The sequence below is a fragment of the Methylobacterium sp. WL8 genome (assembly GCF_008040045.1).
Taxonomy (GTDB): domain Bacteria; phylum Pseudomonadota; class Alphaproteobacteria; order Rhizobiales; family Beijerinckiaceae; genus Methylobacterium; species Methylobacterium cerastii.
On the sequence record NZ_VRVF01000069.1, the window covers coordinates 1 to 15,184 of the forward strand.

Below are 15,184 nucleotides of genomic sequence, written 5' to 3' on the forward strand. Positions count from 1 at the left end.
GCCCATGACCCAGCCCACCACCCCCTCCACGACACAGGACGTCGTCTTCTCGGACGCGACCCGGCTCGCCGAATTGATCCGCACTCGGCAGCTCTCGCCGGTCGAAGTCGTGCAGGCGCATCTCGACCGGATCGCGGCGGTCGACCCCCAGATCAACGCCATCGTCACCGTCGCGGAGGGCGCGCTCGCCGCGGCCAAGGACGCGGAGGCGGCGGTGATGGCGGGGCGGGAGCTAGGACCGCTTCATGGGGTGCCGTTCACCGTGAAGGATTCGATCGACACGGCGGGCATCATGACCCAGCGCGGCTCGCCGATCTTCAAGGGCCGCACGCCCGAGGCCGACGCGACCAGCGTGGCGCGCCTGAAGCAGGCCGGCGGCATCCTGCTGGCCAAGACCAACCTCCCCGAATTCTCCTACTGGATCGAGAGCGACAACCTGCTCTCGGGCCGCTCGAACAACCCCTGGGACCTGACGCGCACGCCGGGCGGATCGAGCGGCGGCGAGTCGGCGGCCATCGCGGCCGGCATGTCGCCCCTGGGGCTGGGCACCGACCTCGCCATCTCGGTCCGCGGCCCGGCCGCGCAGACCGGGATCGTCTCGCTCAAAGGCACCCACGGGCGCGTGCCGATGACCGGCATCTGGCCGCGGGCGCCGCGCCGCTTCTGGCACGTCGGCCCGATGGCGCGCTCGATCCGCGACCTCGCGCTGGCCTTCTCGCTGCTTGCCGGCCCCGACGGCGAGGACGGCTACGCCAGCCGGTTCGAGGCCGGCGCGGCGCCCGCACCGGACCGTCCGCTGCGGGTGGGCTGGCTGGTCGAGCCCGGCTTCGGGCCGGTCGATTCCGAGGTCGCGGCGACCGTGCGGGCGGCGGCCGAAGCGCTGGCGAGCCTCGGTCACACGGTGGAGGCCGTGCGCATCCCGGCGCTGGAGCGCGACTTCGCCCTCGACGTGTTCAACAAGCTCCACGTGATGGAGATGAAGCCGGCCTTCCGCGCGGCGACCGCCGGGCACGAAGACCAGATGTACACGATGGCCAAGACCATGCTGTCGCTGCCCGACACCACGATGGCGGAGTACGTCGCGGCCGAGCAGGCGGCGGAGCGGCTCCGCGACGGCTACGCCGCCTACTTCCGCGACCACGACATCCTGCTGACGCCCGTGCTGCCGGTGCCGGCGCACAAGCACGGCATCAAGGAACTCGTCGTCGACGGGAAGACGGTCGACCTGACCTACCTCCAGGGCGCGACGGTGCCGCTGAACGTGACCGGCCTGCCGGGGCTGTCGATGCGGTTCGGAACGAGCCGCGAGGGACTGCCGATCAACGTGCAGGTGGTGGGCCGCTGGCAGGCGGAGGCGACGATCCTGCACGCCGCAGCGCTCCTGGAAGGAGTCAGCCCGGTGCGCGGGCTTCACCCGAGCCTGTAGGCGACCCGCGCGCATCCGGGGCGGGCGTCCCCGCCCTGGACGGGACGCCCCCGGATGCCGACCTACGCCGTCTCGACAGCGCTCGACCGCGCGGGCGGTGACCGCCGAGGAGCGGGCTCGCATCGTCGCCATCCATGCGGTCGAGGCGGGGGCACCGCGATGCCTCGTCCAGGTCGTCATCCAGGCGGTCGACCCGGGGTCGATCTTCATCGGCGGCGCGCCGGCCTCGCCCGATCACGTCTGGGTCCGCGTCGCCATCCCCGCGGGCCGGCCCCCGGATCGGAAGGCGCTGTGAGGCGCATCATGGCCGAGACGAGCGCGATCCTCGGCATCGCGGACCACGACGTCTGGGTCGCCATCTCCGAGCATCCCCGCCCACGGCCTCCTGGAATTCGGCACGGTGCTGCCCGAGCCCGGCCAGGAGGATGCGTGGCTCGCATCGCTCCCCGAGCCCTTGCGCGAAAAGCTCCGCCGCATCGCCGGACGCGGAGGCTGCCTAGCCGCCACCGCGCGATTGCGCCAAGCTGCGCCGGAAAATGGGTCCTTGCATGAAACGCATCCTGTGCGCCGCCGCCCTCGTCCTCGCGCTCGGCACCGCCGCCGAAGCCAAGGTGGTCCGGCTGGAGATCGTGGGCAAGCAGCCCTACGGCAGCTTCGCGGCCGGGGCCTACGAGCGCTGGGACGGGCGGGTCGTCGGCGAGCTGGCGTTGGACGAGGCGGGCATTCCCGATCTCGACAAGGCCGGGCGCAACGCCGCCGGAAAGGTAGAATACGGCGCGCGGATCATCCTGTTCCTGCCGGTCGACCCCGCCGCCGGCAACGGCGCCCTGCTGGTCGACGTGCCCAACCGCGGCAAGGCCTACGCCCACGCGCTCTACAACAGCCCGCGGGCGCTCCCGATGGCGTCGGGCAACCTCGATGCCGGGACGGGCTTCCTGGAGGATCGCGGTTACCGGGTCGCCGAGGTGTACTGGGAACTCGGCCAGGGCGCCGACCTGCCGTCGTTTACCGACGCGGAGGGACGGCGGCGCTTCGTCGAGGGGGTCGGCTTCGCCATCGTGCGGGACGCGGCCGACTTCCTCGCGCACGCCGCCGGGGACGCCGCCGGCACGCCGAACCCGCTCGCCGGCAGCGTGAGCCGCACGCTGGCCGTCGGCAAGTCGCAGGACGGGCGCTTCCTCAAGACCTTCCTGCTGCACGGCTTCAACCGGGCCGAGGGCCGGCGCGTCTTCGACGGGATGCACGTCTTCGTCTCGGGCGCCGGGCTGCTGCCGATCCTGCGCTCGGGGCTAGGGCCCGGATCGAGCGCCGACGGCGCGCCGAACTTCGCCGACCCGGAGTTTCCCGGCGTCCACGACGGGCGGCTGACCGTCGGCGCGATCGTCGCCGCGGCCGAGGCGCGGGGAGAGGTGCCGCCCAAGGCGATGCTGCTCAATTCCACCGTGGACTATGCGTCGCTGCGCGCCTCGCTGGGCCGTACCGGCGCCTCGGGCACCGCGGACCTCGCCCTGCCGGGCAACGTCCGGATGTACGACGTGGCCGGCGCCTCGCACGTCACCGTGCTCAAGGCCGAGCCCTGCACCCTGCCGCCGGGCCGGCTCGACTGGGCGCCGGTGGCGCGCGCGACCCTGCAGCGCCTGGACGGCTGGGTCGCGCGGAACGAACCTCCGCCCGAGACCCGGCTGATGCCGCTGGAACCGGCCACCGGCGACCCGGCCGTGCTGCAGCCGCCCAAGGCCCTGCCGGATGCGGTGGTGCAGGTGCCGCGACGCGACGCCGACGGCAACCCGCTCGGCGGCGTGCGCCTGCCCGACATCGCCGTGCCGCTCGGCGTCCACGGCCTGCAGAACGCACCGCTCTCCACCTTCACCTGCTCGCTCGTCGGCGCCTACCGGCCGTTCGCGCGAAATGCCGGCGGGGGCGGGCCGCCTTCGCTGACCGAGCGCTACCGAAGCCAGGCCGACTACGTGAACCGCGTGCGCGCCGCCGCCCGGGAGGCCGAGGCCCAGGGCTTCCTGCTGCCGGAGGATGCGGCGATCGTCGTCAACGCGGCTGCCGAGACCCCGATTTTCGACGCGCAGACCCCGTCGGCGCCGCCGCGCTGATTGCGGCCTGCCGGCCGGGTGCTAGGGTCCGCCGGCATTCGCGCACCGCGCGAATCGCCGGCGCCGCCGCTCGCGGCGCCCGGCGCGACGGGACGAGGACGACCATGCTGGGATCGGGGTTCGGGCGTCGGATCGGGCTTCTGGCCGGGCTCCTGGTCGCGACACCCTCTTTGGCGCCCTCTTGGGCTCAGGCTCAAGTGCCTGCGCCCGGCGCGCGCCCCGCGGCCAGGCCCGCCTCGACATCCGCTCCGACTCCCGCGGCGCGGCCCGCGCCCGCCTTCGCCAGACCTTTCGTGCGCGAGGCGCTGGCGAGCGCGGCCGTGCGGCTCGAGGCGTCGCTGAAAGGCGAGTCGGGCGGGGTCACGAAAAATCCCGCCGCGTCGCGCCGCGCCGCCGAGGCGCTGCTCGCCGACGACAAACCCGCCGAGGCGTTGCCGCTGTTCTCCGCCGCGGCCGCCGGCGACCCGTCCGACATCCAGGCCTGGCTCGGCTACGCGCGTGCGGCCGACGCGGTGGCCGGAGACGACGAGAACAAGGATTACGAGGGCCGCGCGCGCCTGCGCGGCCGGGCGCCGGCCGCCGCCTACCAGGCCTACCAGCGCGCGCGCACCGCCCCCGAGGCGGCCCAGGCCCTGGCCCAGCTCGCCGAGATCCAGGGCGGCCGCGGGGAGTGGCGCCCGGCGCTCGAAGCCTACGCCGCGAGCCTGGCCCTCAACGACGTGGCCGCGATGCGCGAGGCCTACGAGACGATGCGCGCCGAGCACGGCTTCCGCATCCTCGACTACAAGGTCGACGCGGACGCCGCCGCCCCGCGGGTGTGCTTCACCTTCTCCGAGCCGGTCGCGGCCAGGACCGACTTCGCCCCCTTCGTCGCGGTGTCGGGCGCGACCAACGCCGCGGTCACGGCGGAGGGCGCGCAGGTCTGCGTCGACGGTTTGAAGCACGGCGGCTCCTACGCCTTCGTCGTGCGCCAGGGCCTGCCCTCCTCGGTCGGCGAGGTGCTGCTGAAGTCGGCCGACTACGAGGTCTACGTCCGCGACCGCGCCCCCCAGGTGCGCTTCACCGGCCGCAACTACGTCCTGCCCCGCACCGGCCAGGCGGGGGTGCCGCTGGTCTCGGTCAACGCCCCGAAGCTCGACGTCGAGGTGCTGCGCATCGGCGACCGCGGCCTGCTGCCGTCCCTGCGATCGGAGGAGTTCCTGGGCCAGCTCAACGGCGCCACCGCGCGGACCATCGCCGCGGAGAAGGGCGTCCAGGTCTGGAAGGGCACCCTCGACACCGCCAAGGCCGAGGTGAACCAGGAGGCGGTCACCGCCTTCCCCGTGCTGCAGGCGGTCGGAAAGCTCGAGCCCGGCCTCTACGTGATGCTGGCCCAGCCCTCCGGCGCCGTCGCGTCGTCCGAGGGCGAGGACGGCTACGAAGCGAAGGCGACGCAGTGGTTCGTGGTCTCCGACCTCGGGTTGACCGCCTTCAAGGGCCGCGACGGCGTCCACGTCTTCGCGCGCTCGCTCGCCGCCGCCACGGTGGTGCCGAACGCCGAGATCCGCCTCGTCGCCCGCAACAACGAGGTGCTGGCCACCCGCCGCACCGACGAGAGCGGGCATGCCGCCTTCGATCCGGGGCTCGCCCGCGGGGAGGGCGGCGCGGCGCCGAGCCTCGTGGTGGCGCAGGTCGGCGACGATTACGGTTTCCTCGACCTCAACCTCGCGGCCTTCGACCTCACCGACCGCGGCGTGAAGGGCCGGGCCGACGCCGGCGCGATCGAGGCCTACGTCTTCCCCGAGCGCGGGGTCTACCGCTCCGGCGAGACCGTGCAGATCACCGCCATCCTCCGCGACGGGCAGGGCAAGGCGGTGCCGAGCCTGCCGCTGACCCTGGTGGTCAAGCGCCCCGACGGCGTCGAGTACCGCCGCGTCTCGGTGGCCGACCAGGGCCTGGGCGGGCGCGCCCTGCCGCTGCCGCTGCTGTCGGGCGCGATGCACGGCACCTGGCGGATCGCGGCCTTCACCGACCCGAAGGCGCCGGCCGTCGGCGAGGCCTCGTTCCTGCTCGAGGACTACGTCCCCGAGCGGCTCGAGGTGACGCTGAAGCCCGAGCAGCCGGCCCTGCGCAAGGGCGAGGCCGCGAAGGTCGCGGTGGCCGCGCGCTACCTCTACGGCGCGCCGGGCTCGGGGCTCGACGTCTCGGGCAGCGTCACCGTGCAGGCGGCGGCCGCGAGCGGCGTCAAGGGCCTGGAGGGTTTCCAGGTCGGCCTCGACGACGAGGCGATCGAGGCCTCGACCCAGGAGATCGAGGCGCGCGCCACCACCGACGCCAAGGGCGAGGCCGTGGTGACGGTCCCGGTGCAGGCGCTCGCCGCCCCGCGCCCGCTGGAGGCCAAGATCACCCTGGCCGTGGGCGAGCCCGGCGGGCGGGCGCTGTCGCGCAGCCTCACCCTGCCGATCCTGCCCGAGGGTCCGGTGCTGGCGATCCGCAAGGGGTTTTCGGACGATTTGCCGGTGAACGGCACGGCGGGCTTCGACCTGGTGATGGCGGCCCCCGACGGCACGCGGCTGGCGCAGGGCGGCGTGACCTGGACGCTGTCGCGCCTGGAGCAGACCTACCAATGGTACCGCGCCGACGGCCGCTGGTCGTTCGAGCCGGTGAAATCCGTGCGCCGCGTCGCCGACGGCACCCTCGACCTCAAGGCGGACGCGCCGGCCAAGGTCGCGCAGGCGCTCGGCTTCGGCAAGTACCGGCTCGAGGCGAGCGTGCCGGGCAGGCCGGGGGCTGCGGCGAGCGTCACCTTCAGCGTCGGCTGGGGCGGCTCGGAGACGGCCGACGTGCCCGACCTCCTCGACCTCACCCTCGACAAGGCGGCCTACAAGGCCGGCGACACCCTGCAGGCGCGGCTGAACCCGCACTTCAAGGGCCGGGCCACCGTGACGGTGGTCGGCGACCGGGTCCAGGTGGTGCGCGACGTGGACGTGCCGGAGGCGGGCGCCACGGTGTCGATCCCGGTCAAGGCCGAGTGGGGCGCCGGCGCCTACCTCGTCGCCACCGCCTACCGGCCCCTCGACCAGGCGGCCAAGCGCCTGCCGGGCCGGGCGCTCGGGGTCGCGTGGTTCTCCGTCGACCGGGCCGAGCGCGCGCTCACGGTCTCGGTCGAGGCTCCGGCGAAGGCCCGGCCGCGCCAGGACCTGACCCTGCCGATCCGCCTCGCGGGCCTCAAGTCCGGCGAGGCGGCGCGCGTCACCGTGGCGATGGTCGACGTCGGCATCCTCAACCTCACCCGCTACGAGGCGCCGAACCCCGTCGCCTACTTCCTCGGCCAGAAGGCGCTCGGCCCCGAGATCCGCGACGTCTACGGGTACCTGATCGACGGGATGCAGGGCACGGTCGGCGCGATCCGCTCCGGCGGCGACGGAGCCGGCGCGGAGCTCGCGGATTCGCCCCCGACCCAGGCCCCGCTCGCGCTCTATTCCGGCGTGGTGAGCGTGGCCCCGGACGGCAGCGCCAGCGTCACCTTCCCGGTGCCCGCCTTCAACGGCACCGCGCGGGTGATGGTCACCGCGTGGAGCGGGGCCCGCGTCGGCCAGGCCTCGGCCGACGTGATCGTGCGCGACCCCGTGGTGGTCACCGGCACGCTGCCGCGCTTCCTCAACGCCGGCGACCGCTCGCGCGCCTTCGTGGCGCTGGACAACGTCGAGGGGCAGGCCGGCGACTACACCCTCGACTTCGACCTGTCCGGCCCGGTGCTGGTCGGCGCGCAGGCGGTGCGCGCGACGATGCGGCTGGAGGCCGGCGCCAAGGGGCAGCTCGTCGTGCCGATCACCGCGGCCGGCCCCGGCACCGCGACCCTCGACCTGACGCTGTCCGGCCCCGGCCTCGCGGCGGGCGTCGGCCAGCGCTTCACGCTCGCGGTCTCGCCCGGCACCGGCGCGCTGGTGCGGCGCGAGGTGCGCACGCTCGCGCCCGGCGCCGGCCTGCAGGTCTCCGGCGACCTCCTCGCCGACATCCTGCCCGGCACCGGCACGGTCTCGGTGGGGGCCTCGGCGCTGCCCGGCATCGACGTGCCGGCGCTGCTGCTGGCGCTCGACCGCTACCCTTACGGCTGCTCCGAGCAGGTGGTGAGCCGGGCGATGCCGCTGCTCTACGTCAACGCGCTCGCCGCCCGCGACCGGCTCGCCCTCGACGACACCGTCGACGCCCGGATCCGCGAGGCGATCGAGCGGGTGCTGTCGCGCCAGGATGCGAGCGGCGATTTCGGGCTGTGGTCGGCGCAAGGCTCGAACGACCTCTGGCTCTCGGCCTACATCACCGACTTCCTGACGCGGGCCCGCGAGCGTGGGTTCGCCGTGCCGCAGGTCGCGTTCGGCCAAGCCCTCGACCGCCTGCGCAACGCGGTCGCCAACACCACCGAGGTGCGCGACGGCGGCACCGACCTCGCCTACGCCGCCTACGTGCTCGCCCGGAACGGCCGCCCGGTGATGGGGGACCTGCGCTACCTCGCCGACACCAAGCTCGCCGACTTCGCCACCCCCCTCGGGCGGGCGCAGATCGCGGCGGCCCTGGCGCTGCTGGGCGACCGCGGCCGTGCGGCCAAGGCGATGGACTCGGCGCTGACGGCGCTGCGCTCCGAGCGGGACAAGCAGAGCTACCGCGCCGACTACGGCTCGCGCCTGCGCGACGGCGCCGGCCTGCTGGCGCTCGCCGCCGAGACCGGCTTCTCGCAGGCCGCGCTGACCCCGGTCTCCGCGGTCCTCACCGAAGAGCGCGCCTCGGGGCGGGTCACCAGCACGCAGGAGAACACCTGGATGGTGCTGGCGGCGCAAGGGCTGACAAAGGAGTCCGACGCGCTGTCCTTCACCGTCGACGGCGCGCCCCAGTCCGGCCCCCTGGCGCGCAGCTACAAGGCGGCGGCGCTGGAGCGCCCGGTGGCGATCGTCAACACCGGCCGGGCGCCGGTGCAGGTGGCGCTCGGTGTCTCCGGCAACCCGGTGACGCCGGAGCCGGCCGACGCGCGGGGCTACACGATCGAGCGGAGCTACCACCGCCTCGACGGAAGCGTCGTCGACCCCGCCCGCGGCATCCGCCAGAACGACCGCCTCGTGGTGGTGTTGAAGGTGACGGAGGCCAAGGCCAGCGCCGGACGCCTGCTGCTGGTCGACCGCCTGCCCGCGGGTCTCGAGATCGACAACCCGAAGCTCCTCGACGCCGACGGGCTCAGCGGCCTGGCCTTCGCGAAGTCCGACGTGCAGCCGGTCCACACCGAGTTCCGAGACGACCGCTTCGTGGCCGCCTACGACCGCGCCCCCGAGCAATCGGCCTTCTTCACCGCCGCCTACACCGTGCGCGCGGTCTCGCCGGGCACCTACGTCCACCCGGCCGCGACGATCGAGGACATGTACCGCCCCGAACGCTTCGGCCGCACCGCGTTCGGCTCCGTCGAGATCGGGGCGGCGAAGTAGGGATGGCGGACGAGCGAGACCCGGTGGTGCGCACGGCTCCCTCTCCCATGGGGAGAGGGCTGGGGTGAGGGGCGTGACCTCTCCGGACAGTTCTCATCCCTCACCCCAACCCTCTCCCGCTCGGGAGAGGGGGCCTGCGGGTCGTCCGGCATCCGCGCTGCGATGGTCGCTAGCCGGCCTCGCTCTCGTCGCTCTTGCCGTCGCCATCCCCCTCCTCGCCCTCTGGCGCTTCGCGGCGACGCTACCGCCCCTCGACCTGACGCAGGCTGACCTCCGCTCGACCATCGTCGTCGACGCGCGCGACACCCTGCTGCGCCCGTTCGCCACCCCGGACGGGCGCTGGCGGCTGCCGGTGCGGGCGGCCTCCGTCGACCCGCGCTATCTCACGATGCTCACGGCCTACGAGGACCGGCGCTTCGCCGACCATCCCGGCATCGACCCGGCGGCGACGCTCCGGGCCGCCTGGCAATGGCTGGCGCACGGACGGATCGTCTCCGGCGGCTCGACCCTGTCGATGCAGGTCGCCCGCCTCGTCGAGCCGCGCCCCGAGCGCTCGCTCGCCGCGAAGCTCCGGCAGATGGTCCGCGCGGTCGAGCTGGAGCGCCGCTTCGGCAAGGCCGGCGTGCTCGACCTCTACCTCGCGCTCGCCCCCTATGGCGGCCCGGTCGAGGGGGTGCGGGCGGCGGCGCTCGCCTATTTCGGGCGCGAGCCCGCCCGCCTGTCGTTCGCCGAATCCGCCCTCCTCGTCGCCCTGCCGCAAGCGCCCGAGACCCGCCGGCCGGACCGGTTCGCCGACACCGCCCGGCGGGCGCGGGACCGCGTGCTCGACATCGCCGCCGCCCGCGGCGCGATCACCCGCGCCGAGGCCGCCGCCGCCAAGGCCGAGCCGGTGCCGGACCGGCGGCGCCCGTTCCCGATGGTGGCGGCGCACGCGGCCGAGGAGGCGGTGGCCGCCGACCCGGGCGCGGCGGTGCTGCGCCTGACGCTGGACGGCCGCCTCCAGGCGAGCCTCGAGCAGCTCGCCGCGGAGCGGGCGCAAGGGGCCGGCCCCGGCCTCTCGGCGGCGATCCTCGCGATCGACAACCGCACCGGCGCGGTGCTCGCCCAGGTCGGCAGCGCCGGCTACCGCGACGCCGCGCGCCGCGGCGCCATCGACATGACGCTGGCCGTGCGCTCGCCGGGCTCGGCCCTAAAGCCCTTCATCTACGCGCAGGCCTTCGAGAGCGGGCTGGCGCATCCCGAGACACTGCTCGACGACCGTCCGGCCCGCTACGCCGCGTCCTACGCCCCCGAGAACTTCGACCTGACCTACCAGGGCACCGTCACCGCGCGCCGCGCGCTGCAGCTTTCGCTCAACGTGCCCGCCGTCGCGCTGATGGAGGCGGTGGGGCCTGCCCGGTTCATCGCCCGTCTGCGGGCGGCGGGCGCTACGATCCTGCTGCCGCGCGACGCCGCGCCGGGGCTGCCGGTGGCGCTCGGCGGCCTGGGGATCACGCTGACCGACCTCGCCCGGCTCTATGCCGGGCTGGCCCGCGGCGGCGCCATGCCGGAGCTGATGCGCCGCGCCGACCGGCCGCCGCCTGCCGACTCCGCCCGCCGCGTCGCCGAGCCGGTGGCCGCCTGGTACGTCGCCGACATCCTGCGCGGCGCGCCGCCCCCCGAGAACGCGCTGCCCGGCCGCATCGCCTACAAGACCGGCACCTCGTTCGGCTATCGCGACGCCTGGGCTGCGGGCTTCGACCGGCGCGTGACGATCGCGGTCTGGGTCGGGCGGCCGGACGGGGCGGCGGTGCCGGGGCTGGTCGGCCGCGCCGTCGCGGCGCCGATCCTGTTCGACGCGTTCTCGCGCTTCGGCGGCGAGCCCGAGCCGGTGGCCCAGCCGCGCGACGCGCTCGTCGCCACCTCGGCCGCCCTGCCGCCGCCGCTCCGTCACATCCGCCGCGACGCGCCCAAGACCCTGGCGGCGGCCGACGCGGCGCCCCTCAAGATCGCCTACCCGCCCGACGGCGCCCGCATCGATCTCGGGCTGCAGGACCTGAAGGGGGACCCTGCGCAGCAGGCCCGCCTCGCCCTCAAGGCGCTCGGCGGCGTGCCGCCGCTGACCTGGATGGTCGGCGGGAAGCCGGTGGCGGATTCCGCCCGGCGCCAGTCCGAATGGGTCCCCGACGGCGCCGGCTTCGCCCGCATCTCGGTCCTCGACGCGACGGGGGCGAGCGACAGCGTCGTGGTGCGGCTGGAGTGAGCGTCGTCCGCTCGTCGCATCGATTGCCCGGGGTCGCCCCCGGCCGTATGGTGATCGAAATCGCAAATCGTTGAACGCAGGGCGAGCATCCCGATGGCGAGCCGATCCGAGCCGCACCCGCACCGACCCGCCGGTTCGATCCGGCCCGAGCGGTCGCCCGCGATCGAGGCCGCCGCGACCTCCCGATCGAAGGTCCAGGCGGTGCTGGCCCGCGCGCAGGAAAGCGGCCTGATCGCGCGGAAGGGCGGTCGCATCTCGGGGCGCGTGTCGCCGGAGCTGATCGAGCGCGCGAAGGCGCGCACCGGTATCCGCTCGGACACCGAGCTCGTGGAGTTCGCCCTGGCGAACCTGGCGATCGAGGACGACTTCGCCGACACGTTCCGGGGGCTGCGGGGCACGGTCGATCCGAGCCTCGATCTCGATTTCTAAACCGTGGCGTTCGACTTCCGGTCCGCCGAACGCGTCAGGCGGCGCGCTGCGGCGCGGACCCTCGCCCGCCGCCCCGACGACGCGCTTCCGTTCCTCGGACCCGACGCGTCGGCCGGGAACGGGCTTCTCCTCGATACCTGCGTCTACATCGACCAGATGCAGGGCAAGGCGCCCGCCGTCGTCGAGGACCTGCTCGCGATCCGGCCGGTGAACCACAGCGCCGTCGCCGTGCAGGAACTCCTGCATGCGGTGGGCGTGCTCGATCCGGGCGACGCGCGGACCCCAGCCGCCGTCGCGGCGATCGAGGCGGCCGTCGAGGCCATGCCGGCGCATCGCCTGTTCGTGCCGGACATGGACGTCCTCGGCCAGGCCGCCGTGTATGCCGGCCTGCTCGCGCGCGTTCAGGGCTACGGCAAGCCCGAGCGCATGAAGGCCCTCCACGACTGCGTGCTCTTCGTCCAGGCGATGAAGCACGGGTTCGCCGTGCTGACCCGCAACGTGCGGGAGTTCGACGCCCTGCTCCAGATCCGGGCGGACGGCCGGGCGCTGTTCTATCGGACCTGACGAGCTGCGACGGGGGGCGTTGCGGATGATGGCGGCCCCCCAGCGCTCGCGCGTCCGGGGCCGCGCGCCGCCCCCCGTAACCCTTTGCAAAGCCGGATGTGGCGTCTATCCGTTCGGGCGGGCCGCCGCGGCGGCCGGGTTCCGCGTCGCCAAGCCGGACGACCAAGTCCGAAGACCAAGTCCGAAGAAAACGCCCGGAGCGTGCCATGAATGCCGTGACCCTCGACGCCCTCGACCTCTCCGCGCTGCTGTGCTCCCGCGTCTGCCACGACGTGATCAGCCCCGTGGGCGCGATCGTGAACGGTCTCGAGGTGCTGGAGGACGACCAGGACGAGTCGATGCGCGAGTTCGCCCTCGACCTGATCCGCAAGAGCGCGCGCCACGCCTCCGCCCGGCTGCAATTCGCCCGGATCGCGTTCGGCGCGGCGGGCTCGGCCGGGGCCTCGATCGACCTCGCCGACGCGGAGAAGGTCTCCCGCGGCATGTTCTCCGACGAGAAGACCCAGCTCAGCTGGAGCGCGCCGGTGGCGCTCTTCCCCAAGAACAAGGTCAAGCTGCTCTTGAACCTCGTGATGATTTCCACCGGCGCGATCCCGCGCGGCGGCCTCCTCGACGTCAAGGTCACGGGCGACGGCGAGGCCCCGACCCTGGTGCTGGTCGCCAAGGGCTCGCACGCCCGCATCCCGCCCCATGTCGAGGCGCTGATCGCCGGCACGCCCGAGAACGGCGTCGTCGACGCCCACGGCATCCTGCCCTACTACGCCGGCCTCGTGGCCCGCGCCGCCGCCATGACCGTGAGCTTCTCCATCGAGGGCGACACCGTGACGATCCGCTCGGAGCCGGTCGCCGCCGCGGTCGAGCCGGTGATCGAGACGCCGCCGGCCAGCTCCGAGGACGACCGGCCGTCCGACAGCGAGCCGTCGGACACCCTGCTCGCCTGAGGGGCGGGCTCGTCCCTCTCCCCGCAGCGGTTCCTGGATGCGGACGCCTCGCCACGCGTCCCGAGCAAGGCACGGGTCCCCTCTCCCGTTCGGGAGAGGGGACCACGCGGTGCTTCGCGCGATCCACCCCCCCTGCGTCACACTGAACGCCCGCGCGCTCGGCCGGAAACTTGGCCGGTGTTCGCCGGGTCTTCCCCCTGATCCCAGGCCGACGTTCCGGCCGCCGCTCAGGAGATGCACGATGGCCCTCGACACGCGCGACATCTACGTCACGGCTCTGAAGAACACCCACGCCCTGGAGATGCAGGCGCTCCAGATCATGGAGCGCCAGGTCGAACGGCTGCAGAACTATCCCGAGATGGAGGCGGCGCTCCGCCGCCACATCGACGAGACCCACGGCCAGCGCACACGCCTGGAGGAGGCGCTGCACAGCCTGGCCGAGAGCTCGTCCGCGCTGAAGGAGGGGTTCCTCGGCTTCGTCGGCAACATGATGGCGCTCGGGCACGCGCCGGCCCAGGACGAGATCCTGAAGAACGCCTACGCCAACCACGCCTTCGAGAACTTCGAGATCGCGGCCTACACCTCGCTGCTCGCGATCGGCGAGGCCGCCGGCCAGCAGGGGCATGCCGCCGCCTTCCAGCAATCGCTGAAGGAGGAGGAGGGCATGGCCGCCAAGGTGCGCGAGCTCGTCCGCCCGACGACCCTGCGCTACATCGAGCTGTCCACCGCCGGCGAGAAGGCCGACCGGTAAACGACCAGGGAGGGCGACGTCTTCGGCGCGAAGAGCGCCGCGCGGAGCGGCGGGCTTGTCCGGACGGATGTCCGGGCATGCGTCGAGCGGAGCGGAAGCCTAAGCCCGCGGAGGCGGGCGCCGGCGATCGAGGCCGGCAAGAAGCCCAAGATGATCGCTTTTTGAGCGATCACCGAGGGGCGTTGCTCGCGACCGGCTTTGCGCCCTATGTCGGACGGGTCGGCCGCGCCGGCCCGCCAGGACGAAACAGCTCGATGCGCTTCACCGGAACCGAGTCCTACGTCGCGACGCCCGACCTGACGGCGGCCGTCAACGCCGCCATCGTGCTCGAGCGGCCGCTGCTGGTGAAGGGCGAGCCCGGCACCGGCAAGACGGTGCTGGCCGAGGAGATCGCCAAGGGCCTCGGCGCCCGGCTCCTCACGTGGAACGTGAAGTCGACCACCAAGGCGCAGCAGGGCCTGTACGAGTACGACGCGGTCTCGCGCCTGCGCGACTCGCAGCTCGGCGACCCGCGGGTCTCGGACATTGCGAACTACATCCGCCGCGGCAAGCTGTGGGAGGCCTTCACCGCCGACGAGCGCCCGGTGCTCTTGATCGACGAGATCGACAAGGCCGACATCGAGTTCCCGAACGACCTGCTCACCGAGCTCGATCGCATGGAGTTCTTCGTCTACGAGACCGGCGAGACGGTGCGGGCGGATCGCCGCCCGGTGGTGATCATCACTTCGAACAACGAGAAGGAGCTGCCGGACGCGTTCCTGCGCCGGTGCTTCTTCCACTACATCAAGTTCCCGGACGCGCAGACGCTGCAATCGATCGTCGACGTGCACTATCCCGGCATCAAGCACCGCCTCGTCGAGGAGGCGCTGCGGGTGTTCCTGGAGACCCGCGAGGTGCCGGGCCTCAAGAAGAAGCCCTCGACCTCGGAACTCCTCGACTGGCTCAAGCTCCTCGTCTCGGAGGACGTCGATCCCGAGACGCTGCGCGAGACCAATGCCCGCAAGCTGATCCCGCCGCTGCACGGGGCGCTGCTCAAGAACGAGCAGGACGTCAGCCTGTTCGAGAAGCTGGCCTTCATGATGCGGCGCGAGGGGCGCGGGGGCTGAGGCGCCGTTTCGGCGTCCTCCTTCCTGGTCCCGGGCGGACCGACCCCCATGCATCCCCTCGCCCCGCCTGCGGGGAGAGGGCCGTGTCTCCCCCTTGTCGGGGAGCACGGCGAGGCGGCAGCCGAGGGTGAGGGGGGGGTGGACGGAGGAGGGCTCGTTCGTCGAAGCCC

General features: G+C 73.6%; 10 protein-coding genes. All 10 read left to right on the forward strand.

Annotated features, from left to right (window positions below):
• Positions 1-4 precede the first annotated feature (4 nt).
• The 10 genes from FV234_RS20300 (at position 5) to FV234_RS20345 (ending at position 15,014) form a co-directional block, all read left to right on the forward strand.
• Positions 5-1,426, forward strand: a complete 1,422-nt coding sequence (locus FV234_RS20300) for an amidase (protein WP_147831294.1) — start codon at positions 5-7, stop codon at positions 1,424-1,426.
• A gap of 97 nt (positions 1,427-1,523) precedes the next feature.
• Positions 1,524-1,721 carry a hypothetical protein gene (locus FV234_RS20305; RefSeq protein ID WP_147764301.1) on the forward strand — a complete coding sequence of 66 codons (198 nt, stop codon included), beginning with the start codon at positions 1,524-1,526 and terminating at the stop codon, positions 1,719-1,721.
• Between the two features lie 253 nt (positions 1,722-1,974).
• Positions 1,975-3,531: an alpha/beta hydrolase domain-containing protein gene (locus FV234_RS20310; RefSeq protein WP_147831284.1), complete on the forward strand. Its 1,557-nt coding sequence runs from the start codon at positions 1,975-1,977 to the stop codon at positions 3,529-3,531.
• A gap of 104 nt (positions 3,532-3,635) precedes the next feature.
• Positions 3,636-8,981 carry an alpha-2-macroglobulin gene (locus FV234_RS20315; RefSeq protein ID WP_147831286.1) on the forward strand — a complete coding sequence of 1,782 codons (5,346 nt, stop codon included), beginning with the start codon at positions 3,636-3,638 and terminating at the stop codon, positions 8,979-8,981.
• A gap of 205 nt (positions 8,982-9,186) precedes the next feature.
• Positions 9,187-11,223: a penicillin-binding protein 1C gene (gene pbpC, locus FV234_RS20320; protein WP_246686250.1), complete on the forward strand. Its 2,037-nt coding sequence runs from the start codon at positions 9,187-9,189 to the stop codon at positions 11,221-11,223.
• A 93-nt stretch (positions 11,224-11,316) separates the two neighbouring features.
• The gene (locus tag FV234_RS20325; RefSeq protein WP_238272940.1) at positions 11,317-11,652 is read left to right on the forward strand and encodes a hypothetical protein; all 336 of its coding nucleotides are present in this window, start codon (positions 11,317-11,319) and stop codon (positions 11,650-11,652) included.
• Between the two features lie 3 nt (positions 11,653-11,655).
• Positions 11,656-12,216, forward strand: coding sequence for a type II toxin-antitoxin system VapC family toxin (locus FV234_RS20330; protein ID WP_147831288.1), 561 nt, complete (start codon positions 11,656-11,658; stop codon positions 12,214-12,216).
• A gap of 206 nt (positions 12,217-12,422) precedes the next feature.
• Positions 12,423-13,157: a histidine phosphotransferase family protein gene (locus FV234_RS20335; protein WP_147764297.1), complete on the forward strand. Its 735-nt coding sequence runs from the start codon at positions 12,423-12,425 to the stop codon at positions 13,155-13,157.
• A gap of 241 nt (positions 13,158-13,398) precedes the next feature.
• On the forward strand, positions 13,399-13,908 hold the full coding sequence (locus tag FV234_RS20340) for a ferritin-like domain-containing protein (RefSeq protein WP_147764296.1): 510 nt from the start codon (positions 13,399-13,401) through the stop codon (positions 13,906-13,908).
• A 254-nt stretch (positions 13,909-14,162) separates the two neighbouring features.
• The gene (locus FV234_RS20345; protein ID WP_147764295.1) at positions 14,163-15,014 is read left to right on the forward strand and encodes a MoxR family ATPase; all 852 of its coding nucleotides are present in this window, start codon (positions 14,163-14,165) and stop codon (positions 15,012-15,014) included.
• Positions 15,015-15,184 lie beyond the last annotated feature (170 nt).